Here is a 26,659-nt window from a genome sequence, read left to right as displayed (position 1 = left end):
TATGATTCATGAAACCGCTAAAATCCACCCGGCAGCGGTGGTAGAAGAGGGCGCCAAAATTGGTGCTAACGTAACAGTAGGTCCTTTTACGTACATCACCTCTACGGTTGAAATTGGTGAAGGCACAGAAGTGATGTCTCACGTTGTGATCAAAGGTCACACAACTATTGGCAAAGATAACCGTATTTTCCCACATGCTGTCATTGGTGAAGAAAACCAAGACAAAAAATACGGTGGTGAAGACACAACTGTGGTTATCGGTGACCGTAACGTCATTCGTGAAGCGGTCCAAGTTCACCGCGGCACAGTGCAAGACAAAGCAACCACGATCATTGGTGATGACAACTTATTGTGTGTGAATGCACACGTTGCGCATGATGTTGTTATTGGTAACCACACTCATATCGGTAATAACTCGATTCTTGGTGGTCACGTTACTGTTGATGACTATGCCGGTGTGATGGCACTGTCTGCGATTCATCCGTTTTGTACAGTGGGCGCTTACGCATACATTGGCGGCTGTTCAGCTGTGGTGCAAGATGTCCCAGCTTATGTACTCGCGCAAGGTAACCACGCTACTCCATTCGGCTTGAACCTTGTTGGCTTGAAGCGTAATGGCTTTGAGAAACCAGAGATTCGTGCGCTACAAAAAGCGTATAAAGAAATCTACCGTTCAGGTAAGACGCTAGAAGAAGTGAAGCCTATTCTGGCTGAAATGGCTCAAGAGTGGCCGGCTGTGAAGCGTTTCTCAGATATTCTGGAAACGACGGAACGTGGCATTATTCGTTAATTGGCGAATGAACCAATAAATAAAAAGATCGTGACCAAATTTGAGGTTACGATCTTTTTGTGTTTTATGGATAAGGCAAACCGTTATCCATAGCGCACAGGAAAAATAGCGAAGTAGATATGGAAAGACCATTACGTATTGGCATCATTGCCGGAGAATTGTCTGGCGATACGCTAGGTGAAGGCTTTATCAAAGCAGTAAAGCAACAATATCCAGACGCAGAGTTCGTAGGCATTGGTGGTCCGAAAATGATAGCCCAAGGTTGCGAGTCTCTGTTTGATATGGAAGAGCTTGCGGTGATGGGATTAGTCGAGGTTTTAGGCCGCTTACCGAGACTTCTTAAAGTGAAAGCTGAGCTCGTTCAGTATTTTACTCAGAATCCGCCTGATGTTTTCATCGGGATCGATGCTCCTGACTTCAACTTACGCCTGGAGCTTGACCTCAAGCAAGCGGGCATTAAAACCGTTCATTACGTGAGTCCGTCTGTTTGGGCTTGGCGTCAGAAGCGCATCTTTAAAATAGAAGCGGCAACGAACTTGGTGCTAGCATTTCTTCCGTTTGAGAAAGCGTTCTACGACAAATTTAATGTACCTTGCGAGTTCATTGGTCATACCTTGGCTGATGCCATCCCACTAGAATCAGAACAAGCGCCTGCACGTGAGTTGCTTGGTTTAGAACAAGATAAAAAGTGGCTTGCTGTCCTGCCAGGCAGTCGTGGTAGCGAGTTAAAAATGCTCTCAGAGCCATTTATTGAAACCTGCAAGTTACTCCATAAAAAATTTCCAGAACTAGGGTTTGTTGTCGCGCTTGTTAATCAAAAACGCCGTGAGCAGTTTGAACAAGCATGGAAAGAGCTAGCGCCAGAGTTGGACTTCAAGTTAGTTGATGACACCGCACGCAACGTCATCACCGCATCCGATGCCGTGATGTTGGCCTCCGGTACCGTAGCGTTGGAGTGTATGCTTCTCAAGCGTCCAATGGTGGTGGGTTATCGTGTGAATGCATTTACTGCTTTCTTAGCTAAACGTCTATTGAAAACGAAGTATGTGTCATTGCCGAATATCTTGGCGGATGATGAGCTCGTCAAAGAATATCTACAAGATGAGTGCACACCAGACAATTTGTTTACTGAGGTTTCTCGCTTATTGGAAAGCGACAATAAACCGATGTTAGATAAATTTACGGAAATGCATCATTGGATTCGTAAAGATGCGGACCAACAAGCCGCAAACGCAGTTCTAAAACTGATTGAGAAATAGAGATTTATCATGGCTGTTAAACCAAAAGCGACCAAAACCAAAGTTGAACTCCCTCCGTTTGAATATCCGCAAGGTTATCAGCTTGTGGCCGGAGTCGACGAGGTCGGACGTGGCCCTTTGGTGGGAGACGTCGTCACCGCTGCGGTTATCCTTGATCCTCACAATCCTATTGAAGGGTTGAACGATTCGAAAAAATTGACCGAAAAGAAACGCATGGCGTTGCTTCCTGAAATCAAAGAAAAAGCATTGGCGTGGGCGGTCGGGCGTTGTTCTCCTGAAGAAATTGATCAACTGAATATTTTACAGGCGACTATGGTTGCGATGCAGCGTGCAGTGGCGGGGTTACAGGTTCAACCTGATTTGGTGTTGATTGATGGTAACCGTTGTCCGGAGCTGCCAATGGATGCTCAAGCTGTAGTAAAAGGCGATCTACGTGTTGCCGAAATCAGTGCGGCTTCCATTATTGCCAAAGTCGTGCGTGACCAAGAGATGGAAGAGTTGGATAAACTTCATCCACAATTTGGCTTCGCGAAGCACAAAGGTTACCCAACTAAAGCGCACTTTGAAGCGATTGAGCAACACGGAGTGATCAGTGAACACCGCAAGAGTTTCAAGCCAGTAAAAAAAGCGTTAAGCATAGAATAATCAAACGATCTAATTGGTGTTATAAACCCAACCTCTTTAGGTTAGAATCCCCAACAAAATAGAGTTACACGGTACCTGTTAATGTCAGATCCCAAATTCATCCACCTGCGTGTTCATAGTGACTTCTCGATGGTGGATGGCCTCAACAAAGTTCCGCCAATCGTAAAGAAAGTTGCTGAGCTCGGTATGCCCGCAATGGCGTTGACCGACTTTACCAACCTATGTGGTTTGGTGAAGTTTTACGGTACGGCGCATGGCAGTGGTGTTAAACCGATCATTGGTGCTGACTTTAAAATGCAGTCGGACGAGTTTGGTGAAGAGCTGACACAAGTGACTTTGCTTGCGGCGGATAATGTAGGTTATAAGAACCTGACGTTATTGATATCAAAAGCGTACTTACGTGGACATGTTCAACACCACCCAGTGATTGACAAAGCCTGGTTGGCTGAAATGTCTGAAGGCCTGATTGTATTATCCGGCGGTAAAAGCGGAGAAATTGGTCGCGGCCTTTTGAAAGGCAACCGTCAAATAGTGCAAGGGTGTGTTGATTTCTATAAACAGCATTTTCCAGATCGCTTTTATCTTGAGCTACTTCGTACCGGTCGTCCAGATGAAGAAACTTATCTTCACTTTGCGGTTGAATTGGCAGAGCAGCAAGACTTGCCAGTAGTGGCGACCAATGAAGTTGTATTCCTGAGTCCAGACCTATTTGATGCTCATGAAATACGCGTAGCGATTCACGATGGTTACACATTAGAAGATCCGCGTAGGCCAAAAAACTACAGTCCGCAGCAATATCTTCGTACAGAAGAAGAAATGTGCGAGCTGTTTGCTGATATTCCTGAAGCGTTAGAAAACAGTGTCGAGATAGCGAAGCGTTGTAACGTGACTGTGCGCTTAGGGGAGTACTTCCTACCAGCTTTCCCAACCGAAGGGATGAAAGAGACTGAGTTCCTAGTCATGAAATCCCGAGAGGGGTTGGAAGAGCGTTTAGAGTTCCTATTTCCAGATGAGGAAGAGAGAAAACGTCGCCGCCCTGAATATGATGAACGTCTTCAGATAGAGCTAGATGTTATCAACCAAATGGGATTTCCTGGTTACTTCTTGATCGTAATGGAGTTCATCCAGTGGTCAAAAGATAATGGAATTCCTGTCGGTCCTGGACGTGGTTCCGGTGCTGGTTCTTTGGTGGCTTACGCACTAAAAATCACCGATCTGGATCCACTAGAATACGACTTGCTGTTCGAACGTTTCTTGAACCCAGAACGTGTTTCGATGCCCGATTTCGACGTCGATTTCTGTATGGATAAACGTGACCAGGTTATTGACCACGTTGCGGAAATGTACGGTCGTGACGCGGTGTCTCAGATCATCACGTTTGGTACCATGGCGGCAAAAGCGGTAATCCGTGACGTTGGCCGCGTATTGGGCCACCCATTTGGTTTTGTTGATCGTATTTCAAAGCTGATCCCGCCCGATCCAGGTATGACGCTAGATAAAGCGTTTAAAGCTGAACCTGCACTACCTGAATTGTATGAGGCCGATGAGGAAGTTAAAGAACTCATCGACATGTGTCATATTTTGGAAGGCTGTACGCGAAACGCCGGTAAACACGCTGGTGGTGTTGTAATTTCACCTACAACAATTACCGATTTTGCGCCAATTTATGCAGACGCTGAAGGTCACTTTCCGGTTACTCAATTTGATAAAAACGATGTTGAGACCGCTGGCCTAGTTAAGTTTGACTTCTTGGGTTTACGTACCTTAACCATTATTGACTGGGCGTTAGGACTGATTAACCCACGACTAGAGCGAGAAGGGAAAGAACCGGTTCAAATTGAATCCATACCGTTAGAAGACCCTGCCTCTTTCCGTTTGTTGCAAAACTCTGAAACGACAGCAGTATTCCAGCTTGAATCTCGAGGCATGAAAGAGCTGATCAAACGACTTCAGCCAGACTGTTTCGAAGACATTATCGCATTGGTAGCACTCTTCCGTCCGGGTCCTTTGCAATCGGGCATGGTAGATAACTTTATCGACCGTAAACATGGCCGAGAGGCGATCTCTTATCCAGATGAAAAGTGGCAACACGAGTCTCTAAAAGAGACGCTTGATCCAACCTACGGCATCATCCTGTACCAAGAGCAGGTAATGCAGATTGCGCAGATCTTAGCGGGTTACACGCTAGGTGGTGCGGACATGCTCCGTCGTGCAATGGGTAAGAAAAAGCCAGAAGAGATGGCAAAACAACGTGCTATCTTTGAAGAAGGTGCGATAAAGAACGGTATCGATGGCGAGTTGGCGATGAAAATCTTCGACTTGGTAGAGAAGTTCGCCGGTTATGGTTTTAACAAATCGCACTCTGCTGCTTATGCATTGGTTTCTTATCAAACTCTTTGGCTGAAAACACATTATCCTGCCGAATTTATGGCTGCGGTAATGACAGCCGATATGGATAACACGGAAAAAGTCGTTGGCTTGGTCGATGAGTGTTTCCGTATGAAGCTTACCGTGCTGCCACCAGACATCAACTCTGGCCTATATCGCTTTAATGTTGATGAAAATGGCGCAATTGTTTACGGTATTGGTGCGATAAAAGGGGTAGGTGAAGGCCCTATCGATGCGATTCTTGAGGCGAGAAATAAAGGTGGTCACTTTAAAGACCTATTTGATTTCTGTGCTCGAGTTGATCTAAAACGTGTCAATAAACGAGTGATAGAGAAGCTGATTTACGCGGGCGCGTTGGATCGACTAGGCCCACACCGCGCGGCGATGATGGCGTCACTCAATGATGCGGTAAAAGCCGCAAGTCAACATCACCAAGCTGAGGCGTTTGGTCAAACGGATATGTTTGGTGTGCTAACGGATGCGCCTGAAGAAGTAGAGCACAAGTATACGCAAGTTCCGCCTTGGCCAGAAAAAGTGTGGTTAGAGGGCGAGCGTGATACCCTAGGTCTATATTTGACAGGGCACCCAATTAACGCCTACGTAAAGGAACTAAACAAATACACCAGTTGTCGACTAAAAGACGCAACGCCCACTCGCCGCGATCAATCTGTCACGGTAGCCGGCCTGGTTATTGCCGCTCGTGTAATGACGACCAAGCGTGGTACACGAATTGGTATTATGACACTGGATGACCGAAGTGGCCGCATGGAAGTGATGTTGTTCTCTGATGCGCTGGATCGATACGCTGAACTTCTCGAAAAAGACAGAATTTTGGTCGTTTCTGGACAGGTCAGCTTTGATGACTTCAACGGTGGCCTTAAAATGTCGGCGCGTGAAGTTATGGATCTCGGCAGTGCGCGCGAGAAATACGCTCGTGGTTTGTCGGTATCGATAGATGCAAATCAGATCAATGATCAGTTTTTTGAGCAGTTCAGCCGTATTTTAGAACCGCACAAAGCCGGAACCGTACCCGTCAATGTATACTACCAGCGTGCCGACGCCAGAGCGCGGTTAACATTGGGCACCGAGTGGCGAGTTACGCCAAGTGATACATTACTCGACGATTTAAAACAGTTGCTTGGCAAAAGCCAGGTAGAACTCGAATTTAACTAAAAATTCAGCGCAATATGTTAGACGCTGAGTAAACAAGGATTCATAGATGAGCCTAAACTTTCTTGAATTTGAAAAGCCAATTGCAGAACTAGAAGCGAAAATTGAAGCATTACGTGATGTCTCTCGTCACGGTGCTGATTCTGCGATTGACCTGGATAAAGAAATCGAACAGCTTGAGAAGAAAAGCTTAGAGCTGAAGAAAAAAACCTTCAGCGACCTAGGCGCATGGGAAACAGCTCAACTGGCTCGTCACCCACTACGTCCTTACACGCTAGATTACATCCAACACGCTTTTGAGGAGTTTGATGAATTAGCGGGTGACCGCGCGTTTGCAGACGACAAAGCGATTGTGGGTGGCATGGCTCGCCTTGAAGGCCGCCCTGTGATGATCATTGGTCACCAAAAAGGTCGTGAAACCAAAGAGAAAGTGAAACGTAACTTTGGTATGCCAAAACCAGAAGGTTACCGTAAAGCGCTACGTTTGATGGAAATGGCAGAGCGTTTCAACATGCCGATCATCACATTTATCGACACGGCTGGCGCGTATCCAGGTGTGGGCGCAGAAGAGCGTGGTCAATCTGAAGCAATCGCGAAAAACCTAAAAGTGATGTCTGGTCTTAAAGTGCCAGTAATCTGTAACGTTGTTGGTGAAGGCGGTTCAGGCGGCGCACTAGCAATTGGTGTAGGCGACTACGTGAACATGCTTCAGTACTCTACATACTCAGTAATCTCTCCTGAAGGTTGTGCTTCAATCTTATGGCGTGATTCAGACAAAGCGCCGCAAGCTGCAGAAGCGATGGGTCTAACTGCTCCTCGTCTTAAAGAGCTTGAACTGATCGACGAAATCATTGAAGAGCCACTAGGTGGCGCTCATCGCGATCATGTTCAAATGGCAGCGAATATGAAAGCAACACTACTTCGTCAGCTAGAAGATCTAGAACAATTGGATGAAGAGACGCTACGTGAACGTCGTTACCAGCGCCTAATGAGCTACGGTTACTGTTAATTTCGGTGATTGCTATTAAGCGTTAGCTGATATCTCAAGTGATAACAGTTAAAATAGAAAGGGTTGGATGAGAGTCCAGCCCTTTTTTGTACCTATCGGATCGCTTATGGAATCGCTTTACCTGCATTTTGCTCAAGTTCTCGGCCGCTACTATCAATCAGGCACTAAGGTTGTCTTGGCGTTTAGCGGAGGAGTGGATTCACGTCTTTTACTCGAATTACTCAGTCGCTATCAACAAGCGCATTCGATAGAGTGCCACGCCGTATATGTGCACCATGGTTTGAGCTCGAATGCCGATGATTGGGCTGATAAATGCCTACTGTGGGCAAAACAAGTGGGGATATCATGCTCGATTGAGCGAGTGAGCTTAGACATCAGCAATGGTGAAAGTATTGAACTTCTTGCTCGTGAAGCTCGCTATCAAGCCTTAACTAAGTACGTTCAAGAAGGCGATATACTGTTGACCGGCCAACATGCTGATGATCAACTAGAGACTTTTCTCCTTGCTCTTAAGCGAGGCAGCGGGCCAAAAGGGTTATCTTCGATGGCGGAGAGTATGCCGTTTTCTAGTGGGTCCCTAGTTCGACCATTGCTTACTATCAAGCGGAAAACCATCGAAGACGCGGCTACTAAATTAGGTTTGGAGTGGGTGGAAGACGAAAGCAATCAAGATACCCGTTATGATCGTAACTTTCTTCGTCATTGTGTTATTCCTGAGTTGTCTGGTCGTTGGCCGAGTATCCATCAAGCGGTTCAGCGCAGTGCAAGTTTATGTGCTCAACAAGAAGCGCTATTGGATGAACTATTGAGCGCGGTGTTTGAACGCGCTTTACAAACGGATCTAAGTTTGAGTATTGAAGAGCTGGCTAAGCACAGTGAGTTAGCTCGTGCGCGCTTGATTCGTATGTGGCTAGCTAATCTTAATACTAGTATGCCGACTCAGGTACAACTCAATCTCATCTGGAATGAAGTGGCATTAGCTCAGCAAGATGCCAACCCCAAACTACAACTTAAACAAGGTGAAGTGCGCCGTTTTCGAAATCGTCTCTATTGGGTAACGGAAATCGCTGACGTCACTGAGTGGCAAAGTACGATTCAAGTCGATACCGTTTTATCGCTTCCAGAGCGGCTAGGGGAGCTGACCTTAACGACGAGTTCTAGCAACGCAACGATTGCGCTTCCGAGTCAGCCAGAATTGCTTCGCGTGACCTTTAATCCGGAAGGCTTATCAGCGCATCCAACCACGCGTAATCACAGTCGAAAACTGAAGAAGTTGTTCCAAGAATACAATGTGCCAAGCTGGCTGCGTCGTCAAATTCCGATTTTGATGTATCAAGATCGAGTCGTTGCTGTGGCAGATCTGTTCGTTGATCAGGCGTTTAATGGTCAAGATTGTGAACTTATTTGGCGCAGGTAATGAAAATTCATGCCACAATGTCGATTATAAAATATAAAAATCCTTAAATAATAATTGATTAGGTGAAGCAATGAAGAAAACAATCATGGGTGCAATGGTGGCGTTAACCATGTTTAGTGGGCAAGCTCTAGCTGCGGGAGATGCTACAGCAGGTCAAGCAAAGTCGGGAGTATGCGCGGCGTGTCATGGCGCTGATGGTATTGCTGTCATTCCGGGTTACCCAAATCTGAAAGGGCAAAATGAGCAATATATTATCAGTTCAATTAAAGCTTATAAAAATAAAGAGCGAACAGGTGGGCTTGCTGCTGTGATGCAAGCTCAAGCTTCATTGTTGTCTGATGAAGATATCGCTAACCTAGCGGCTTACTACGCAAGTTTGAAGTAAACGCGAGTCTGAAAAAGCTTGGACGATTGGGCATTGAGCAGTCCTCACTGGGGTTTTATCAACTCACGATATTCGCTATGTTAATTTGCTCAATCTGGATTTTCGCTGGTGGATCAGAGACAAACATTGAATGTTGCGAAACGCTAAACGATAATAAGCGCAATCGATTGAAGCTTAAGGGATGAACATGAAAAAAATTGAAGCGATTATCAAGCCATTTAAACTGGATGATGTTCGAGAAGCGCTAGCTGAAGTTGGCATTACAGGGATGACCGTCTCTGAAGTGAAAGGTTTTGGTCGCCAAAAAGGTCACACAGAGCTTTACCGTGGTGCAGAGTATATGGTGGACTTTCTACCTAAAGTGAAGCTCGAAATCGTTGTAACGGAAGATGTGGCTGATAAATGCGTAGAGACAATCATTGAAACCGCGCAAACTGGTAAGATTGGTGATGGTAAAATATTCGTCACTGATATTGAGCGTGTGGTTCGTATTCGTACTGGTGAAGAAGACGAAGACGCGATCTAAGGTTTCTTGTCACCTGTTTCGTATTTATTATGCTAAAAGGGAGCCAAGTGGCTCCTTTTTTGTTGTTTGCTTATTAGTGAAATCATTTAACCCGAGATTGGTTGTTCTAGATTTCGGGTGCCTACATTCAGGTTTGTCGTATGTTTAAGCGTTTTTTTCTGGCGTTAGCTTTTCTTATTATGGCGGTATTGGTCGGCTTCCAGGTTATTTTCACCGTACCAGATCAGCCGCAAATCATTACTCAAAGAGGCTCAGAGTTGACGCAGGATATTAGGTGTATCGAATTTAGCGGCTCAAAAGCTCTGGATCAGGGCGGTGAAATCAATGTACTTGTCTGGAATATCTACAAACAGAACCGAACGAATTGGCAAAGTGCACTCAATGAATTCTCTGCTGATAAGCAGCTGCTGTTATTGCAAGAAGCCAGCATGACACCATCATTTAAACAGTGGTTGGTGGATGGTCGCTGGGTTAGTAATCAAGTGAGTGCTTTTAAGGCGCTGGGTAGCGGTGCCGGTGTAATTAGTATTGCTCAAGGGCAACCAGAAAAAGCCTGCGCTTACACCTCTAAAGAGCCGTGGCTTCGCTTACCTAAGTCTGCATTATATAGCCAGTATCACTTGAGTAATGGCGAGAAACTCGCAGTGGTGAATGTACATGCGATTAACTTCACCGTAGGTACAAAAGAGTATATATCTCAGTTAACGGCGCTTGAAATGCTTTTAAAGCATCATGTGGGGCCAATTCTATTTGCTGGAGACTTCAATAGCTGGAGTAAATCTCGCGTTAATGCGATGAGGCAGGCCTTAAAGGCTGCGGACTTACAAGAGGTGGCGTTCTTGCCGGATCATCGAGTCCAATTTATAACAGGGTTACCACTGGACCATGTGTTTTACCGAGGTCTGACGCTTAAGTACGCAAAAGCGCCGCAGAGCGACGCTTCCGATCATAACCCATTGTTATTGTCATTTACGTTAAATGACTAGCTTAGGTTACCACAATATAAAGTGCCCAAATAACGTAGAAGAATACCCATGGCAGGCTTGCAATCACCAAAGCTTGGCCACGTTCAAACTCCGTCCACGTCAGTACAACGCCGTAGCCGAGCACAATGTACCAAGGCAGAAGCAAAGGTAACGAGCTAGCGAAATGAGACCATTCGTTAGTAAGAGGCAGCTTTAATAGACCATTGAGGCTATTTAAATCGGCAGCGTAAGTCATTACCTGACCATGCTTGAGTAGCAAGCTCGCGTAACTTGCTACATCGCCCAATACTGCTGGGAATAAGATAGCACACGATGCGGCAAACCATTTCCAGTAACCGTATTGTTGTTTGCTTGCCTTTGTTGCAAGAAAGAACCAAAGCGCGAGCAATAGTAAGGTGGCAAAGCGGTTGAATACATCATTGATGATCGCGCTTGCCATTAGCGTGTTTGGTTCTAATAGCTCAATCTGCTTCGGGTCGATTTGCTGAAATTGCGCAGCAAGTTGGTCACTGAGCCACGTGAAATCGACATTCGAAAAGTAAGCACCCCAGAATAAAAACGGACTAAGCATCAGGAAGATGAACGGTTGCCATCCCCATCCACCGCGTTGATAAAGCGCGAGAAAACAAGATGTTGGAGAACGAAAAATGTCCAACAGCATCACAAGTGGATTGCTTGATGGGTTCATACACTTACCTTCGTTACGTCAACGTACAACTTAAGCTTTTGACCTGGTTGTAAGTATTTTTTCTTGTGTAGCGAGTTCCATTTCACGATGTCGTTCGTTTTTACTTTGAACTTGCTTGCAATGCCGCTAATGGTGTCGCCAGAGCGAACGTTGTAGAAAACGGTACGGATCACAGAACCTTTGTCTGAGTCCTTCCATATCACTAGCTTTTGACCCACACGCAATGGATCTTTAGGGCTCATACCATTCCATTTAGCTAATGATTTATACGACACTTTATTGTTACGTGCGATTGACCACAAACTTTCTCCAGACTGAACGACATGGGTGAGCTTGAGTTGACCACGAGCACGAGATTGAGTCTTGTTTAATCGGTTTTGTGCCGTTAATGCGTATTTTGCATCGTCTTTTGTTGATGTAGGAATCAACAGGTATTGACCAATACGAATGTTGTTATTCGATAGGCCGTTGGCACGCCGAATGACTTTCGTGGTTGTGCCGTATTTATTAGCTAGCACGCTTAAAGAGTCGCCAGATTTCACCTTGTAGCGAGCGACCTTCATCCCTTTACCGCGATTTTTCTCCACCTTGGTGAGAAAAGTCTCTTTTTTCTCTACGGGAATCAAAAGTTGGTGCGGCCCCTCAGGCGCTGTCGACCACTGGTTGTATGCTGGGTTGTAACTCTGCAACTCTTTTACGCTAATGCCGGCATAATCTGCGGCAATAGCCAGATCTAACTGCTCTTCTGGATCAACAAGCGTTAGAACAGGCTTGTTTGGAATTGCAGGAATATTAAGTCCGTACTTGTCTTGGTTTGCGATAACGTCAGCCAAGGCCAATAGCTTAGGAACGTAACTGCTGGTCTCTTTTGGTAAGTCTAATGAGAAGAAATCGATAGGTTTACCGAGCTTTTTATTCTTACGAATTGCGCTAGAAACTCGGCCTCCACCGCTGTTATAAGCGGCGATTGCATGTTCCCAGTTACCATCAAAACGCTCGTTTAGTTGTACTAGGTAGTCCAGCGCTGCATCCGTTGCTGCTGCCACATCTCTGCGACCGTCATACCAGTAGTTTTGCTCTAATCCCATCATTTTTCCGGTGCCTGGGACAAATTGCCACAACCCAGCCGCGCTACCATGTGAGTAGGCAAAGGCATCGAATGAACTTTCCACTACAGGAAGTAATGCAAGCTCCATTGGGAGTCCGCGCTCTTCGATACGTTTTGTGATCATGTATAGAAAAGGGGTAGCACGCTTAGATACCGTGTAAAGGTGATTTGGGTGCTTTAAATACCACGTACGGTAGTAGTCCACTTTCTTGTGGTTTGGGATATCCATGTCCAGCTGCATGGCGATACGTTGCCACACATCTTCTTGTTCTTGGGGGGAGAGAACTTTAGGCGCGTCGTTAGCGGATTTTTTTGCTAGTGACGATTTATTGCCCGGTTGAGCTTTTACTGCATTTTGCTTTGCAGTCTGCTCAGATTTATTGGTTTCTGGTGTAGAAGACGTTGAATCTGACTGAGTCAATTGACAGCCAGATAATAACAACGCCAACGCCCAAGTATACTTCAAACGCATGGATTCAGCCTATTTAGGGCCTGTTTATCTTCACCTGCCTGTCGCGCAACGTAATGTGCGTGGCAGTCGCAAGATAATAGACATCTTTTAAACACTAACTAATTTATAGAGGCAAAGAGCTTCTAATTATGCAATGGGGAGAAATTCAAATAGATTTATATCAACCCCAAACGTAAGAGAAGCGCCAGTGGCGCTTCTCGAAAAATCAGTCCCTGATAATACTGGGGTCTTGCAAACTTACAAGCAGAAAATGGTTAAAATTCGTTCTTCCACTCGCGTAAAGCAGTAAAAACCGAGCATGGATCGCTATTTTTAATGCGACTAGCAACAGATTGAACCACGTCAGGGTTAGAGGTTCGCAAGAACGGATTAATCCACTTTTCTTTGCGTATTGTTGTTGGAAGTGTCGGAATGTTGAGTGCTCGCAGTCGGTTTACATCGTCGCGATATTGGCGAAGTTGCTCATTGTCAGGTTCAACCGCTAGAGCAAACGCCACGTTACTCGCCGTGTATTCATGTGCGCAGAAGACTTGAGTTTCTTCTGGTAGAGACGTTAGTTTGCTCAGTGATTCAAACATTTGCTCAGGCGTACCTTCAAAAATACGACCGCAGCCAGCAGAAAAGAGCACATCACCGCAAAACAGTTTTCCGTCCCCAACGTAACCGATATGGCCCAAAGTATGACCGGGTAACCCAAGTACTAAGAAAATCTCACCAAACAACTCTAGCTTGTCGCCTTCTTCCATTGGTGTCGTTAGGGTTGGAATTGGCTCTGATTTTGGGCCCACAACGGCGACGTTAGGAAATGCACGCACTAAGTCTGGAACGCCACCAATGTGATCGTTGTGGTGGTGCGTAATTAAAATCGCTTCTAAAGTTAATTCGTTAGCCTGCAGAAATTCTAATACTGGCTTCGCATCGCCCGGATCAACGACTGCGCAGCGCTTATCGCTATTTTGTATCAGCCAGATGTAATTATCATTAAATGCGGGTATGCTTTTGATCTCTAACACGATTCGTTCTCCGTCACCCATTTTAGTCAGGTGGTTAATGAAACCAGCACTCAGCAACAAAACTATACCACACCCGTCGACTTGGTCAGCAATGAACAACGGTCCGTGGGTGCTTGAGTCAATCCAGACCCGACTTGATGAATGGTGCCCGAAACTCTTCGGCTACCATATGCTCAAACTGGGCGGGTTGAGCTGTGAGCTAACCAGCTGTAATTGTAACATTCAACACCAAGTCAACGTAGATATCCAGAACCCGTTGCATAATGTGATTGCAGATGGTTACGAATTACCCTTTTTGGAAAAAAGCTTTGATGTTGTGATACTCGCTCATCAGCTCGACTATGCAAGCGATCCACACCGTTTGTTGCGTGAAGTCGATAGAGTGATGATGGATGATGGCTATGTAATTATTACTGGATTCAACCCATTAAGCTTGACTGGATTAGCGAGTTTGCTTCCATGGCGTAAACATAATTTGCCTTGGAGTGGACGAATGTTTACGTCGAGCCGCATCAAAGATTGGTTAGGGTTACTTAATTATCAAGTGATTCATTGTGATCGTTATGCGCTGTTTCCGATGAAACGTTACCGTACGATGTGGACATGGTTGGAAAATAGTCTTGGTGATTGGGCATCACCCGCTGGGAGTTTGTATTACATAGTCGCGCGGAAACGGACATACCCTCTCAAGCCTATCAAACCGCATTGGCGCTTGAAGAAAAAGCTCACACCACTTGGGGTGATGAATCGAGAGGGTAACACTATGAGGAAAGAATCTCGCTAAGAGGGTTGGTAACCTGTATCTTCCTCAGTTGGGTTTTCTGCAGCAGTCCGGGCTAGCTCATCACACATTTCGTTCTCACGATGGCCCGCGTGGCCTTTTACCCAATGCCATTCAACTTGATGGCGTGCGGTTTCTTTGTCTAGAGCTTGCCATAAATCGGCATTTTTCACGGGTTTTTTATCCGCTGTTTTCCAACCACGCTTCTTCCAGTTATGGATCCACTGAGTAATACCTTGGCGCACATATTGGCTATCAGTCGTTAAAGTGACTTTACAAGGTTGTTTTAACGTCTGTAGCGCGACGACAGCCGCCAACATTTCCATGCGGTTGTTGGTAGTTAACGTATAGCCTTTGGAAAGTGTCTTTTCTACGTCTTTGTAACGCAATACTATGCCGTAACCACCTGGTCCTGGGTTACCTAAACAAGAACCGTCAGTGAAAATCTCAACGTGTTTGGTCATATTTTTTGGTACTATTAGCCGAAACATTTAATAAAGCATAGTCTGACATACATAACCTTATGAATACCAGCAGCAATTCTGAATATAACCGCATTGTCGTTCTCTACTATTTGGTTAAGGCCTGTGTAAACGTGTGAGTGAGTGAGTCAGACTCTATGTTTTATAAAGAATTTTTCTGGTTCTCTTTTTTAATTTTTAAGCAAGTTGGGGCAAAGTGTAAAATATCGTATAAGAAAAGCACTGAATCGTTTACACAATCACTAAAAGTGAGCCAAGACTGCTTAGTTTATTAAGACTACTTTTCGAACTGTGATCTTTCTTGACCATCCCACGTGAAACACATTTATGGACAAAAGAGAGTTACGCGTAATCTGGGAAACCGATTATACCAGAGTAGTAAAAGTATCTTGAAACCTTAAACACTTATTAGGCAATTTCAAAATCGACAACAAACTGACCATGCATTTTTTTAGCTCGGTAAAAAGATATATGACCAAGACCTTTTTAGCACAGATATTTTTTATTTTTTTATAGTTTTCTCTGAAGTCTTAACACCAAAAAAATTCTTTAATTGCCTCAGGTTTTACAGCGTACAAACCTGAGCCATCTTTATAAATTCTAATTTATTTTTTATAAATCCATTCTGGTGATTTTACTTTCAAAGTATCAATTGTCGCCTTTTTAGGGGATGTAAGAGAATTTAAAATTTCGTATGTATCTCTATAATCGATTTTAAAAGGGGTAATAAATTAGTATTTAATAATTATATTTCATACGCCTAAGAAAATTAAGCACAACCAAACAATCATTCATGTAGTTAATGTGTATCAAATAAATTGTACACCCTAGGTACTAGCATGAGCATTCATAACTCTGGCTTGGACAATATTATGTTATTTTCTAAATTAACAAATTGCGGTTCACCCGTGGTATTACACGACCTTTGTGGGTTACATATTTCGTAATGATTTTTATTTATTACCAAGTCAAAAATCAGAAATGTTCTTAATACCCGCATCACACATGCAGTGATTTTATAATAAAATTACTGCAATATATTGGGCCAAAGAGTTGCTTTTCTAATTAATATCGCCATATAGTACTAGAGTGAACTGCAAGGAAGAGATATATGACTGTAAGACGGGACTTTAGTGTTTTTTTGGATAACCTCAAGATTAAAAACAAAGATACAATTTCGAGTCGTTACGGAAGCATCACGAAAAACCTCAATGAGAAGTTTCGCGGTTTAGAAAACGACAAGACAAGTCATAGTCTTCAAGCAGGTTCGTATGGTCGCTACTCTGGCATCCAAGGCCTTTCTGACCTTGATATGCTTTATATATTACCACCTAGCTCTTGGACTACCTATCGCAAAGACCCATCAAAGGCTCTAGACCACGCAAAAGATGCTATAAAGAAAACTTATAAGACTAGTAATGTGAAGAAAGATCGCAATGTGGTGGTTGTTGAGATTCAAGACTTTACCTTTGAAGTAGTACCAGTATTCGAATGGCAAGGAGTATTCAAATATCCTGATACATATAACGGCGGCTCATGGCGAAAATGTAACACTCGTGCTGAACTACTCGCCTTTAGAGAACTGAACAACAAGCGCAAAGACAACCTTCGTAAGCTTGCGAAAATGATTCGTGCATGGAAGGCCAGAAACGAAATCCAGATGAGCGGCTTTCTGATCGACAACCTTTGCTACAACTTCTTCAAAGAAAACACCCAATATGACAAAGCCAGATTTGGCAGCTTTGATAAGATGGTGAGAGACTTTTTCCAATACCTTACCAAAGAACCAAACAGAGCGTTCTACTACGCATTTGGCAGCAACTCTAAAGTCGGAGTGAAAAAATCATTCCAAGCTGATGCTGCAATAGCGCTGTATAATGCTAATGAAGCGATTGAAGCAAGAGAGAATGGTTATGAGGATAAATGTAACCAAAAATATAAGGCTATTTTTGGCACGAAGTTTCCTCATCGTGAAACTAAGCAAGCGTCTGCGATCAATGAAGAATTTATTGAGGAACTATTCGATATGGATAGAACCAACCAAATTGTCATTGATTGCGAAGTGAAAAGCGATTTGATGACAAAAATGTTGTCGTCGTTAAAATTTGTTGGAGAGCGAATCCCGCATCAACGGAAACTGTACTTCTTTGTGAAACAGACTGACATAGTTGGAGACTATGAGGTGAAGTGGAAGGTACGTAACCGTGGGCATATTGCAGATAAAAACAAGGACCACCGTGGTGAAATCATAGATGATGATGGCAGCAAGATTCATGTAGAAACTGCTATTTTCCATGGTGATCATACAGTTGAGTGTTACGCTATTCGTAATAACACGGTGATAGCGCGACATGAAATTACTGTACCAATTGAGTAAGAATCGTATGTGGAAGGTCAGGTGATTGTTAATGTGGTTTCACAGGTCGTTAGTATGCCTATACCTTCTCTAAGACCACCACCTGAGACAGACTCTTGAAGGTGGTAGATGCTTAATGGGAAAAGAGTTAGTCAGTTTTCTAGTCGTAAAATTATCTTATACTAAGTGACTTATAGTAAAGTCTCTGTATCTAAATCAATATCTGTAGCTTTATAATATGAACGAAAAAGAACGTTTAAAGAAAGACATCGCTGATACCGCTTATAATATAATCTATGGCGCAAAACTTAACTTTAGCTCATACGAGTTATCAAAAAACATCTCGACAGGAGTATCAGCGTTCAGTCTAGCGATAGGTATTATCGCGCTTGCTTTTGTTGAGTTTGCAACAAAAGAATTATCTGTAGCTTTATTGTTGCTAGGTCTGCTTGGGCTACTTGTAGGCAAGTCACCTGATTCGATGGTTAATTTAAAAAATGGCGCAATTAAGCTAACCCAATACCATGACCAACTTAAAATTCTATATTCTGAAGTAGATTCATCATCTACGACAGAGGATATTCAATTGCGTTTGGAAGAAATTCAAAACGAGGCTAGAGATTTTTATAGCACAGATCAATTACCATTTGCTTCATGGTTCGCGCACCACAAATTATTTAATGAACACCAATCAGAATGGTTATGTAATGCACTCAATTTAACTTTTTGGAAAGATAAATTACCATCTACATTAAAGCTATTAATAAAGTTGATTTTAACTATATTTTTTATATCAATCTTTCATTATTCTTTGGATTATTTAGGAGCGTATGATTTACTAAAAATAAAATTAACGGATGATTGCTAGAACAATAGTATTTGTCGATGCTGCTTTTATCTTCTAGTGCTATATAGAGATGCTAGAAGATAAACCTAATAGTCATATACATGGAAAATAAATTTACTAATTCGTTTTTTACTAGTACAAATCATCAGCTAATACCCAATCTAAAGTTATCCTTTCTAGTATAGGGGACTCTTTATTCACTAGTGATTTCCATTGCTCAGCTTCAGATGCTGGAAGAATATCCACCGATCTCAATATAGCCCTTTTATCCCAATCTCCCATGGTATTATATTTTGTTTTCATTTCTCTAACCCACGCTATATCCTGGCATGTTATTGCAGCTAACGATTGAGAGGTAATACTACCATTTTCCATTAGATACAATTTTAATTTCTTTACTTGTAAGGCTTCAATGTTGTTTGCTATGTACCACTCAAACCAATACTTGACGACCCCTCTATTAATACACTCTTCCTCTAACAATCCTATTAATAAACCTTCTGACTCGGAGATTAAATCAGCATCTGTTACAGAGTTAAGATAGAGACAGACGTCATTGATTGCTGGCGCAAAAAAGTCAAACTTTTCGAAAAGGATTGGTACTAATATTTTTGTTCTGAATGTTCTAGCCTTGCGTAATAAGGCCCTAGCCATTCCAAGATCGAGTATTTTTCTTCTGGTGATGGTTTGAGCTAGAGACAACAATTGCTCTTCATCGTCAGCTGCCACTTCAGTCTCGTCTTCAACATGAATTGCAATTTCACCAGCTTGAATAGAGTAAGGTTCTAATTCATCTAAGGAATCGAGCATTTTACTTTTTTGCAACTCATAGTAACTATTTAATGTACCTACAACAAATTCTGTAGACTTACCTATCGCTGTTTTTTCAGACGAAAGAGTAAGTTTATGATTGTCAAATAAGTATATAGTTAGAGATTCTAGAGTATTTAGAAGTTCTTTTTTAGAATCTGAGAAGATTCGAAAGTCGTCAACATAGCGGGTGTGTTCGATCCCTTTATTCTTTAAGAATAAATCAATATCAGATAAAATAGCTTCTGCCATGATAATGCTAGGGGCTGGACCAACAGGTACACCTTGGGAAGTGTCATTGTTCAACTCAGTAAGAAAGCCATGTAAGTAGGAAGCAATAGATTCTAAGCTAGAATCAGCCAACGTAATTGTATGAATTAACTTATGTAAATATAGTTGACTATAACAGTCTGTAATATCTGTCGAAAGTAGATAATTATGTTTTTTCGACAGTTTCTCTGTTTGTTCAATAAATGTTTTATAACCGCCACCTTTAGAGAAAAAACTCCCCTCATGTAATGAAATTCGATAGGCACAATCAACATTATCTTCAACTGGTATTCTAACGGACTCTATCTTCTCTGCAATTAAATGGGCTAAAGCTACATAAACTAAAGTGTCCAGCGGGTCGAGTTGTTGGACAACTCTAAATCCTCCTTTCGGTTTATACGATACTGCTGTTCTTGGAGCCTTTGGTTTATACTCACCTAGCGGAATTTCAAGTAGACTAGCCTTAATATGTTCCCATGAGTGCCATATGGCAATAAACTCATCGGCCTTTGGAAAAAAATCCGAGTCATAATATGACAATATATGTTGGCGAGCGAACTCTAGAGATTCATCAGTTAGATATACCATAACGTTGATTTCTTCTTATACTATTGGATTACTTATTTCTTTAATGTATTGATGGTAGTACTATTCTGTTAATTCATCCCACTACCATCTAGAGTTATTTAACAGAATCTCATAAACAACCAAGTAAAGCTTTAAGCTAGGTCGATAAGTAATTAAAGGCAAGATTAACAAATTTGTGGGTAATTTTGAGCCACCCGAATCGTTTGAACCGTTTGGTGCTAAAACACATCATTTTTGTTTACTAGCCTTTGTTATTAACTGAAACTCCATACCTGTACGCTTAGTATTACGGGTTCGATAGCGTGTTGGATACTTATCAAAAAAGTCAGATAATTTCTTTAACCCATAGTTTCGAGGGTCAAAGTCAGGCTTAAGCCTTTTCAAATATTTGCCTATTTCGCCTAGTTTTGCCCACCCAGATTCATCTCTATAGTTTTGCCAAGCTTGATGCATTAGTCGCCAGAGTTCTCGCTCTACATCTTGGTCTGTGCTTGGTTGAACTTCCCCAAGCTCAACTTCAGCATTTAAGTTCTCTATCGCTACAAAATCGTCACAAGCGTTTTTAAACGAAGTGGGAGTCATAGCTTTCCCAACACCAATGACGTGTATCTCAGACTCTCTCAATCTAGTGGCAAGACTTGTAAAGTCACTATCACTTGAAATCAAAGCAAAAGCATCGAACCTTTGGCTATACAAGAGATCCATTGCATCAATAATCATTAACGAATCTGTCGAGTTCTTTCCTGATGTGTAGGCGAATTGCTGTTTAGCTTGAATAGCTAACTCGTTCAGGGGTTGCTTCCAGTTTTTAAGTTGTTCAGCAGAAAAATCACCATATGCACGTTTAACTATTATTTGCCCAAAGCTAGATAGCTCTTCAATGATCAAGTTTAGCTTTGAATGTGGAGTGTTTTCAGAATCAATTAGTACAGCGATTTTTCTGTTGCCCATAATCCTTGTATGACCATCCTTTTATATAGTTAGTTGCACTATATAGGTATAAGTAACATGTGTTCAAATGGGAGTGTTCAGAAATGTTATGAGTAACAGTTCTAAACAGGAGCGGGGCAGTTTCCTTGTTTCACTAATCATAAAAATACAGCTATTCACAGAACTCCAAGTTAAAAAGCAAAGCGCACGTTTGAAGATACCTGCCACTGAAACACTCTTGTGATGAACTGTTGGCCAGCTATGGCTACGCCTTTTAATGCTCGCATTAAGGTGAAAGCATAATCTAATACCTATAAATCAACACGTTAAACAGATGCCTATAGTTTATTGAAAGCACCATGTAGCGAATATGTGGCTTTTGAACTGTACGTTTTTCATTAAAACTCTAGACAGTCCAAAAAGGCTTTCTGATTCATTTTTGGACAAAAGTTTTTCAGAATGGTTACGTAAATTTGTAAAGGGCGAATTACTTGAAGTATGGCAAATTAACGAGCTTACCACCCTTGTGATTATAGGAACGTTTAGCTTGGATTGAAGTATGTTTTATATGAACAATTGATACACAGAAGTTTCAGGTGTTATGATGCCTAGTAGCTTCGTAAGCCTCTGATAGGGTGTGTATTTTGGTTGATTCAATAAAAATATGGCTGACTTCTAAATCGTGGTTTTGGAAATTTAAAGCTAAGTATGCAAGGATGGCCTTTCTTCTAGAACGGACTTTATACAAACAACGAGCATCTTTTACTAAAACGAGGACCAACACTACAATTTTAGGCTCTATTACGATTGTTGGTTTAAAGAGCCTAAGTGGGGTGATTCTCGCTTTAACTATTCTAGGCTTGTTTGAGAGTTATATTAGATCAAACACAAATATTTTGGAGCCTCTTAGTAAAGAGCAAATAGAATTTAATATCAACCAGCTCAGATTGTATGCACAACTTCTCACCACCATATTTTCAATATACTTTGCATCAATAGGTATTATATTAAGTACGGGTTACACTAAACTTCGGCGTGATATTATTCAGCTTCTCACGACTGAACAGGTTGGTAATGTATATTCACGCATTTTAGTCTTCTCGGCCATCTTTTGTCTCATTGCCACAACACTAGAATCCTATGGCATTGCACTGGGAGTTTCAGTTTATGCCGTAGGAACATTTTTAACAGCCATAAGCTCCCTTGCGTTGTTCCCTTTAGGCCAACGGCTGTTCAACTTCTTCAATCTCAATCAATTGGCTACTAGTGAAGTACTACCTAGAATAGCTCACCACATAGACAATGCAGTTAAGTCTAACAATTCAGTTTCTCTATCCAACCATCATTCGAAAGAAGCTCGCTTAGCCTTTAAACAGTTATGCTATATCGACGACGAGATGAAAAGTGAAACAAAGAAGCTTAATGATAACTTGCCTGCACTTAGCCATGATTATTCAGTATTACTAAAACACTACCTACATACCAAACATCGAATCGTTCATACAAGCTATTGGTTCCCAAGGCGAAAAAAGCACAAGCAATGGTTCTATGCCGGAGATCTCGCCACCCAAACTGCTTTACAAACAAGTAGCCAATTAGCAACAGAAGATGAAGCAGACTATCAATGGTTAGAGAATGAGATTATTGATAGGTTAGCTAAGCATGTAGAGCTAGCATTTTCGGTCGATGATTTTATGTTAGGACTAAACCTCCTAACTCAAATGTCATCTCGAATATCAACTTATTCAGAACAGTTTCATTTCGCAATAGGCATGCAAGAAATCAAGAAAATACAGTCAGTTATAGAAACCACTTTTGCTTCCATAGAAAAAGTTGAGAAAGAACATGAGGAACTAGTTCTATTGATTGGGATAGCTGACGCATGGGCTGCATTAGGAAGCAACCTTTGTCTTGAAACAATGAGGCGTATGTTTATATTCGAGGAAGAGCTAAAGCACTTCTTTGATACTGATATATGGACAGGTAAACATCTAAAATCTCTACCTTCTTTCCTACAAGTAGAGTTAAACTTTGTCGTGGAACGCATCAACTTTGAACGAAGGATTGAAGGTAAGCGACTGTCAAAACCTAAGTATGTCCAACAACTGGCAGTTCAAAAGCTTTTAAATCATTACGCAAAGGTGCTTCAAGAAATCAGCGACTATTATGCATTTACGATCCCTAACTTTGTAAAAAAGTTATCAGAAATGCAGATGAAGGAAGCTGCAACTCAAGTAATTTTGGCGAATCTTCACAACTATTGGAAGTTACCTAGATGGTTCGAAGATATATCTCAGCTAATTAATAGATACAGAGAGTTTGAACATTACTCCGAAAAGCAGTATTTATTTCCAGAAATAGATATTGATGCTTTTAGAAAGCAACACGCCATAGCACGAGATGAAGCAATAGCGATGCTGGGTGAAGCTAGTATTATTGGGCATGTTTTTAGGCAGGAACAAAATGATGAACTACCAGATCATTTTGGGCATATATACTTCGAACTCGCCGAGGCTTGTATTGATGCGCTTGAGCAGAATGATGAAGAGAAGTTAAGTAAATCTATTCCGATGTTCATGTTATTAGCTTTTCTGGCTTCCGACTCTAAATTCGTAGATCCTGAACTCGATATAAATGATGAGTTTCGATTACATCTCATTTCAACTGTATTGAACGATATAATGTCAGTTGTAGGGTTTGCTATTTTATATGGAGCTTACTTTGACAATTCGAGACTTCCCGAAATGGCACTTGGCGAGTTCGATACATGGATTGATAGGTTTCCAACCAAGAAACAATATTTGGAGAGGATGGTTCGGCTTTCAAACCCTCGTTCGTTTAGCTTCAGTGTATCCCCAAGAGATATGATTCGGTTCAACTGGAAATCAGCTTTTGAAGATCGTACAAGGCAAGATGGATATACAGATCAGATGGGTATGAGTCGAGGAAAAACCCATAAAAACAAAATAATTAGAGCGTTTCTTAGCAACTCATTCTCGGATGCTTCTCATCTATTTATTGCCTTACATATTCTTCCGCAACTTGGCTCTGTTGATTTCGAAATAGGTCATGATATTTCCTCACTTAAGCGTTCTTTAGAAGATACTGAAGACAGTGAAGAGGGGTACTTATGAAGTTTGCTAAAGGGAAACCAGAACATCATTTTCACTTCGATACAGAAAATATGGGGTTCTTAGAAAGACTTTTCATTAGTCCTTTGAGAGAACGAGAAGGCTTCTACCAAGGAATGTTTAACCAAGATTTTTCTCAAATTTTTAAATCGTTTCGTCGGAGAAATGAAGCTCTTTTTAGTATAAAGTCTAATGATGGCGTACTAATTGATAAATTGCTTGGAAATGTAAAAGGGAGACGTAGGCATCATTGCTTAGACGATACTGTACGTGAGTGGGTGGAGGAAATAGCTCAAAATTTAGTGCGTTTGAAAACCGTGTACTATTTCCTTTATGAAGACGCAGAAAACGAAGAACTACATATAGTGCCTTTAAGTTCGGTTAATCTATTCCAGTTCTTAAATATATGTATCCAGCTTTTGCCAAAACGACGAAAAGATCATTGGACTAGCGATGGAGAGTTACTACCAGCAGAGCTACGAATCTTAGATACAAGTAAACTTATTCGAATTGATATTTCCAGTGCTATTAAGCAACTTTTGTTAGCACAAAATAGGATATTGACCGCTCTAGATAAGCATCAACATGACAACACTGCATTTTATCCCAAAGCCACATATAAGAACCCCTTACCAAGAAACAATTTTGACTTGAACTATTGGGTAGAAACGCAAGATAAAGCACTGTATAGAGCAACAATAGATACTGGTTGGACTGGCAGAAAACAAGATTCATCAAAGCGTTCAGATTTTTTCGATTGTTATCGCCAGCTCCGTTTTAAACGAAATCAATTGATACTGCGCGATAACATACTTTTTCAATTAGGAAAAGAGCTTACAAGAGTTGGACAGCAGTACAATCCGGAGTTTGAGGTTGTAATCTCCCCTACTAATGCTTTGCCTAATGTCGCTGAACTGGACAAATTGAAAGAGCAGCTTTCACAAGAAAAAGTTAGCTTCACCGACATAATTGACTTTTGCTACGAACGTGAAAGGACTTCTAAATGAAACATTTCCAAATTAATTAGTCGAAATGTATCGTACGGCCCACGATTTGTAGATACAGCTAGATTAGAAAGTCTAAGGAATTTCTGTCTTAGCGCACCTGAGACGACAATCTTCGGTAAAACGGAAAGGGGCAGGTATGAGTTGTTGCAGAATCTGCAACAACTGAACTTTCTCATTACTCAAGCAACTATTGCAAATTTTGCAACAGTTCAACTGCCGAGGAATACTCGGTAGTTGATTGATAAGCAATGTGCATGTTTTGCACATTAGCTAGTTCTATTGCCAAAACAATGCGTTCTGAAATGTTTAGGGGCAATATTTACTTGTTTCTTAAGTGCTTTTTTCCGGTTTTAAGTTCATCATGCCAGTTGCATCACGCAGACTGCGTGATGGGTTTGTAACTAAGTTTGGGGCAAATCCGAGCTAGCAGACTCTAATGAACACGCCGACGGACAGAAAAAAGCCCCGCATTAGCGAGGCTCGATGATGTTTATTTGTAGTACTGGTGACGCCTTTTTGAATTATGCTTCCAGCACTTCGCAACGTCATATACGCATGCTGGATAATCATCCCAAGGGACGGCTAGTGTTTTTCCTCTAGCTGCTCTCAGTTTTATTGGATACACATCCCACAGATAATGCCCATACGCCTTGTCTTGGCTTCGGTACTGTTGCTTTAGTTTTTTCATTTACCCTCCAGGTTTACATTACCTGGAAGGGATCCTTTGCAAAGTAGTTCATCTTAAAACCTATCAACTTCGTCTGTTGTGACCGATTTCCGTCAACCTTTTCTTGCTCAAAGCATACACAGCGATACGATATTTGGATTAGTTCTAGTATAGCAAAAGTCAGTTTACCAACAATTGGGAACAGCATGCAGCTAGAAGGTTAGGGGCAAAACCAATTTAAGGTAACCTGTCAGAACTAGTTACATCAAGGAAACAAAACTGACACATTGCATTCAGACCAATTCAGGTAATATGTAGCAACACGTCCTAGTTATCATCGGATGATGGTCTTAACACGCTTGATGGCCTTACGAAAGTGTTCGTATAACATTCGTTAATACGTTCACCTTACCAAGTAAGTGCGCTGAACGTTCTTTAGCTTGTTTCAGTAATGGAGCGAGTTTAGGTTCTAACTCAGGAAAACGAGTATTGAGTGAACGGTACTCTTCGATCTCTCCTAGCAGGATCTCCAATTCTCCTTCATATTCGTTGCGCTCATGGCTCAAGATCGAATAGTCAGGAGTTGAAGATAAAGTAACCCTAACGATTTCAGGCTTTGGAACCAAACGAAGTCTTTTGAATAAGTCAGTTTGAAAGTAACGCTTCTTTCGCCCGAATCCTTCACTTCGAAGCCAATTGTTCTTCTCAAAACGCAAAATTTGTCGATAAACCTTTTTGCGTGCTTCATCCAAGTCTGAGCCAGTAAATTCAATGGAAAGCGAAGCATCTCTCAACTCAACAACTGAAAAACCATCCATTCCTTTTTCAATCAACAGCTTGTGCATTACAGCACTAATTTTTCTAGAACGTTTCATTTATTACTCACACAACCCAAAAACTAAGGATTGCTTAGTATACAGAAATCAGTAAAACT

Annotated in this window: 22 protein-coding genes; 14 read left to right on the top strand and 8 right to left on the bottom strand. The window is 42.0% G+C overall.

The window, feature by feature from the left end:
* Position 1: 1 nt before the first annotated feature.
* From lpxA to R7O12_RS00180, 9 genes are all read left to right on the top strand, one after another.
* Complete coding sequence (lpxA, locus tag R7O12_RS00220) at positions 2 to 790, top strand: acyl-ACP--UDP-N-acetylglucosamine O-acyltransferase (RefSeq protein ID WP_005380357.1); 789 nt, start codon at positions 2 to 4, stop codon at positions 788 to 790.
* 119 nt (positions 791 to 909) lie between these two features.
* Positions 910 to 2,049: a lipid-A-disaccharide synthase gene (gene lpxB / locus R7O12_RS00215; RefSeq protein ID WP_017636041.1), complete on the top strand. Its 1,140-nt coding sequence runs from the start codon at positions 910 to 912 to the stop codon at positions 2,047 to 2,049.
* A 9-nt stretch (positions 2,050 to 2,058) separates the two neighbouring features.
* On the top strand, positions 2,059 to 2,694 hold the full coding sequence (gene rnhB, locus R7O12_RS00210) for a ribonuclease HII (RefSeq protein WP_025768249.1): 636 nt from the start codon (positions 2,059 to 2,061) through the stop codon (positions 2,692 to 2,694).
* An 81-nt stretch (positions 2,695 to 2,775) separates the two neighbouring features.
* Entirely contained in the window at positions 2,776 to 6,255 is a 3,480-nt protein-coding gene (dnaE, locus tag R7O12_RS00205) for a DNA polymerase III subunit alpha (protein WP_005385364.1), read from the top strand.
* A gap of 46 nt (positions 6,256 to 6,301) precedes the next feature.
* The gene (gene accA / locus R7O12_RS00200) at positions 6,302 to 7,261 is read left to right on the top strand and encodes an acetyl-CoA carboxylase carboxyl transferase subunit alpha (protein WP_318125530.1); all 960 of its coding nucleotides are present in this window, start codon (positions 6,302 to 6,304) and stop codon (positions 7,259 to 7,261) included.
* A 106-nt stretch (positions 7,262 to 7,367) separates the two neighbouring features.
* On the top strand, positions 7,368 to 8,678 hold the full coding sequence (gene tilS / locus R7O12_RS00195; RefSeq protein WP_047102601.1) for a tRNA lysidine(34) synthetase TilS: 1,311 nt from the start codon (positions 7,368 to 7,370) through the stop codon (positions 8,676 to 8,678).
* Positions 8,679 to 8,748: 70 nt separating this feature from the next.
* On the top strand, positions 8,749 to 9,063 hold the full coding sequence (locus R7O12_RS00190) for a c-type cytochrome (protein ID WP_005391816.1): 315 nt from the start codon (positions 8,749 to 8,751) through the stop codon (positions 9,061 to 9,063).
* A gap of 187 nt (positions 9,064 to 9,250) precedes the next feature.
* Entirely contained in the window at positions 9,251 to 9,589 is a 339-nt protein-coding gene (glnB, locus tag R7O12_RS00185) for a nitrogen regulatory protein P-II (protein ID WP_005380372.1), read from the top strand.
* A 140-nt stretch (positions 9,590 to 9,729) separates the two neighbouring features.
* Positions 9,730 to 10,575 carry an endonuclease/exonuclease/phosphatase family protein gene (locus tag R7O12_RS00180; RefSeq protein ID WP_017820747.1) on the top strand — a complete coding sequence of 282 codons (846 nt, stop codon included), beginning with the start codon at positions 9,730 to 9,732 and terminating at the stop codon, positions 10,573 to 10,575.
* Between the two features lies 1 nt (position 10,576).
* Here the strand turns inward: R7O12_RS00180 and R7O12_RS00175 are convergent, their stop codons facing one another.
* The 3 genes from R7O12_RS00175 to gloB form a co-directional block, all read right to left on the bottom strand.
* Complete coding sequence (locus tag R7O12_RS00175) at positions 10,577 to 11,263, bottom strand: YIP1 family protein (protein ID WP_005380375.1); 687 nt, start codon at positions 11,261 to 11,263, stop codon at positions 10,577 to 10,579.
* Positions 11,260 to 12,843 (bottom strand): LysM peptidoglycan-binding domain-containing protein, encoded by a 1,584-nt coding sequence (locus R7O12_RS00170; protein ID WP_005391819.1) that lies wholly within the window; start codon positions 12,841 to 12,843, stop codon positions 11,260 to 11,262. The genes R7O12_RS00175 and R7O12_RS00170 overlap by 4 nt, the downstream gene beginning before the upstream one ends.
* Before the next feature lie 254 nt (positions 12,844 to 13,097).
* Entirely contained in the window at positions 13,098 to 13,856 is a 759-nt protein-coding gene (gene gloB / locus R7O12_RS00165) for a hydroxyacylglutathione hydrolase (RefSeq protein ID WP_005380380.1), read from the bottom strand.
* Between the two features lie 37 nt (positions 13,857 to 13,893).
* On the opposite strand from gloB, the gene R7O12_RS00160 reads away from it, so the two are divergent.
* A complete protein-coding gene (locus R7O12_RS00160) occupies positions 13,894 to 14,640 on the top strand; it encodes a class I SAM-dependent methyltransferase (RefSeq protein WP_005391820.1) in 747 nt (248 codons plus the stop codon).
* On the opposite strand, the gene rnhA is transcribed toward R7O12_RS00160, so the two are convergent.
* A complete protein-coding gene (gene rnhA, locus R7O12_RS00155; RefSeq protein ID WP_005380384.1) occupies positions 14,637 to 15,101 on the bottom strand; it encodes a ribonuclease HI in 465 nt (154 codons plus the stop codon). The two genes, R7O12_RS00160 and rnhA, sit on opposite strands and share 4 nt — an antisense overlap.
* 1,129 nt (positions 15,102 to 16,230) lie before the next feature.
* Between rnhA and R7O12_RS00150 the strand changes: the two genes are divergently transcribed.
* Positions 16,231 to 17,496, top strand: a complete 1,266-nt coding sequence (locus tag R7O12_RS00150) for an SMODS domain-containing nucleotidyltransferase (RefSeq protein ID WP_029845910.1) — start codon at positions 16,231 to 16,233, stop codon at positions 17,494 to 17,496.
* 217 nt (positions 17,497 to 17,713) lie between these two features.
* Entirely contained in the window at positions 17,714 to 18,343 is a 630-nt protein-coding gene (locus R7O12_RS00145) for an SLATT domain-containing protein (protein WP_140247331.1), read from the top strand.
* Between the two features lie 111 nt (positions 18,344 to 18,454).
* On the opposite strand, the gene R7O12_RS00140 is transcribed toward R7O12_RS00145, so the two are convergent.
* Together R7O12_RS00140 and R7O12_RS00135 are read right to left on the bottom strand one after the other, a co-directional pair.
* Complete coding sequence (locus R7O12_RS00140) at positions 18,455 to 19,990, bottom strand: RNA-directed DNA polymerase (protein WP_029845907.1); 1,536 nt, start codon at positions 19,988 to 19,990, stop codon at positions 18,455 to 18,457.
* Between the two features lie 228 nt (positions 19,991 to 20,218).
* Entirely contained in the window at positions 20,219 to 20,941 is a 723-nt protein-coding gene (locus tag R7O12_RS00135) for an NYN domain-containing protein (protein ID WP_140247330.1), read from the bottom strand.
* A gap of 614 nt (positions 20,942 to 21,555) precedes the next feature.
* Between R7O12_RS00135 and R7O12_RS00130 the strand changes: the two genes are divergently transcribed.
* Positions 21,556 to 24,054, top strand: a complete 2,499-nt coding sequence (locus tag R7O12_RS00130; protein WP_229652222.1) for a hypothetical protein — start codon at positions 21,556 to 21,558, stop codon at positions 24,052 to 24,054.
* A complete protein-coding gene (locus tag R7O12_RS00125) occupies positions 24,051 to 25,058 on the top strand; it encodes a hypothetical protein (RefSeq protein ID WP_318125519.1) in 1,008 nt (335 codons plus the stop codon). Before R7O12_RS00130 ends, R7O12_RS00125 begins: the two co-directional genes overlap by 4 nt.
* 490 nt (positions 25,059 to 25,548) lie before the next feature.
* Here the strand turns inward: R7O12_RS00125 and R7O12_RS00120 are convergent, their stop codons facing one another.
* Together R7O12_RS00120 and R7O12_RS00115 are read right to left on the bottom strand one after the other, a co-directional pair.
* Positions 25,549 to 25,746: a hypothetical protein gene (locus tag R7O12_RS00120; protein ID WP_029845902.1), complete on the bottom strand. Its 198-nt coding sequence runs from the start codon at positions 25,744 to 25,746 to the stop codon at positions 25,549 to 25,551.
* Between the two features lie 347 nt (positions 25,747 to 26,093).
* Positions 26,094 to 26,600 carry a hypothetical protein gene (locus R7O12_RS00115; RefSeq protein WP_029845900.1) on the bottom strand — a complete coding sequence of 169 codons (507 nt, stop codon included), beginning with the start codon at positions 26,598 to 26,600 and terminating at the stop codon, positions 26,094 to 26,096.
* Positions 26,601 to 26,659: the final 59 nt, after the last annotated feature.

It is taken from the genome of Vibrio sp. Vb1574 (genome assembly GCF_033338675.1).
This window is presented reverse-complemented; position numbering and strand designations above follow the sequence as displayed.

What these genes read in the sequence shown, in the direction of transcription:
- R7O12_RS00135 (WP_140247330.1), bottom strand. Translation starts at nt 20,941, where the DNA reads ATGGGCAACAGAAAAATCGCTGTACTAATTGATTCTGAAAACACTCCA.
- R7O12_RS00190 (WP_005391816.1), top strand. Translation starts at nt 8,749, where the DNA reads ATGAAGAAAACAATCATGGGTGCAATGGTGGCGTTAACCATGTTTAGT.
- R7O12_RS00160 (WP_005391820.1), top strand. Translation starts at nt 13,894, where the DNA reads ATGAAACCAGCACTCAGCAACAAAACTATACCACACCCGTCGACTTGG.
- R7O12_RS00180 (WP_017820747.1), top strand. Translation starts at nt 9,730, where the DNA reads ATGTTTAAGCGTTTTTTTCTGGCGTTAGCTTTTCTTATTATGGCGGTA.
- rnhA (WP_005380384.1), bottom strand. Translation starts at nt 15,101, where the DNA reads ATGACCAAACACGTTGAGATTTTCACTGACGGTTCTTGTTTAGGTAAC.
- R7O12_RS00140 (WP_029845907.1), bottom strand. Translation starts at nt 19,990, where the DNA reads ATGGTATATCTAACTGATGAATCTCTAGAGTTCGCTCGCCAACATATA.
- glnB (WP_005380372.1), top strand. Translation starts at nt 9,251, where the DNA reads ATGAAAAAAATTGAAGCGATTATCAAGCCATTTAAACTGGATGATGTT.
- lpxB (WP_017636041.1), top strand. Translation starts at nt 910, where the DNA reads ATGGAAAGACCATTACGTATTGGCATCATTGCCGGAGAATTGTCTGGC.
- R7O12_RS00175 (WP_005380375.1), bottom strand. Translation starts at nt 11,263, where the DNA reads ATGAACCCATCAAGCAATCCACTTGTGATGCTGTTGGACATTTTTCGT.
- R7O12_RS00125 (WP_318125519.1), top strand. Translation starts at nt 24,051, where the DNA reads ATGAAGTTTGCTAAAGGGAAACCAGAACATCATTTTCACTTCGATACA.
- lpxA (WP_005380357.1), top strand. Translation starts at nt 2, where the DNA reads ATGATTCATGAAACCGCTAAAATCCACCCGGCAGCGGTGGTAGAAGAG.
- R7O12_RS00145 (WP_140247331.1), top strand. Translation starts at nt 17,714, where the DNA reads ATGAACGAAAAAGAACGTTTAAAGAAAGACATCGCTGATACCGCTTAT.
- R7O12_RS00170 (WP_005391819.1), bottom strand. Translation starts at nt 12,843, where the DNA reads ATGCGTTTGAAGTATACTTGGGCGTTGGCGTTGTTATTATCTGGCTGT.
- R7O12_RS00115 (WP_029845900.1), bottom strand. Translation starts at nt 26,600, where the DNA reads ATGAAACGTTCTAGAAAAATTAGTGCTGTAATGCACAAGCTGTTGATT.
- accA (WP_318125530.1), top strand. Translation starts at nt 6,302, where the DNA reads ATGAGCCTAAACTTTCTTGAATTTGAAAAGCCAATTGCAGAACTAGAA.
- tilS (WP_047102601.1), top strand. Translation starts at nt 7,368, where the DNA reads ATGGAATCGCTTTACCTGCATTTTGCTCAAGTTCTCGGCCGCTACTAT.
- dnaE (WP_005385364.1), top strand. Translation starts at nt 2,776, where the DNA reads ATGTCAGATCCCAAATTCATCCACCTGCGTGTTCATAGTGACTTCTCG.
- rnhB (WP_025768249.1), top strand. Translation starts at nt 2,059, where the DNA reads ATGGCTGTTAAACCAAAAGCGACCAAAACCAAAGTTGAACTCCCTCCG.
- R7O12_RS00150 (WP_029845910.1), top strand. Translation starts at nt 16,231, where the DNA reads ATGACTGTAAGACGGGACTTTAGTGTTTTTTTGGATAACCTCAAGATT.
- R7O12_RS00120 (WP_029845902.1), bottom strand. Translation starts at nt 25,746, where the DNA reads ATGAAAAAACTAAAGCAACAGTACCGAAGCCAAGACAAGGCGTATGGG.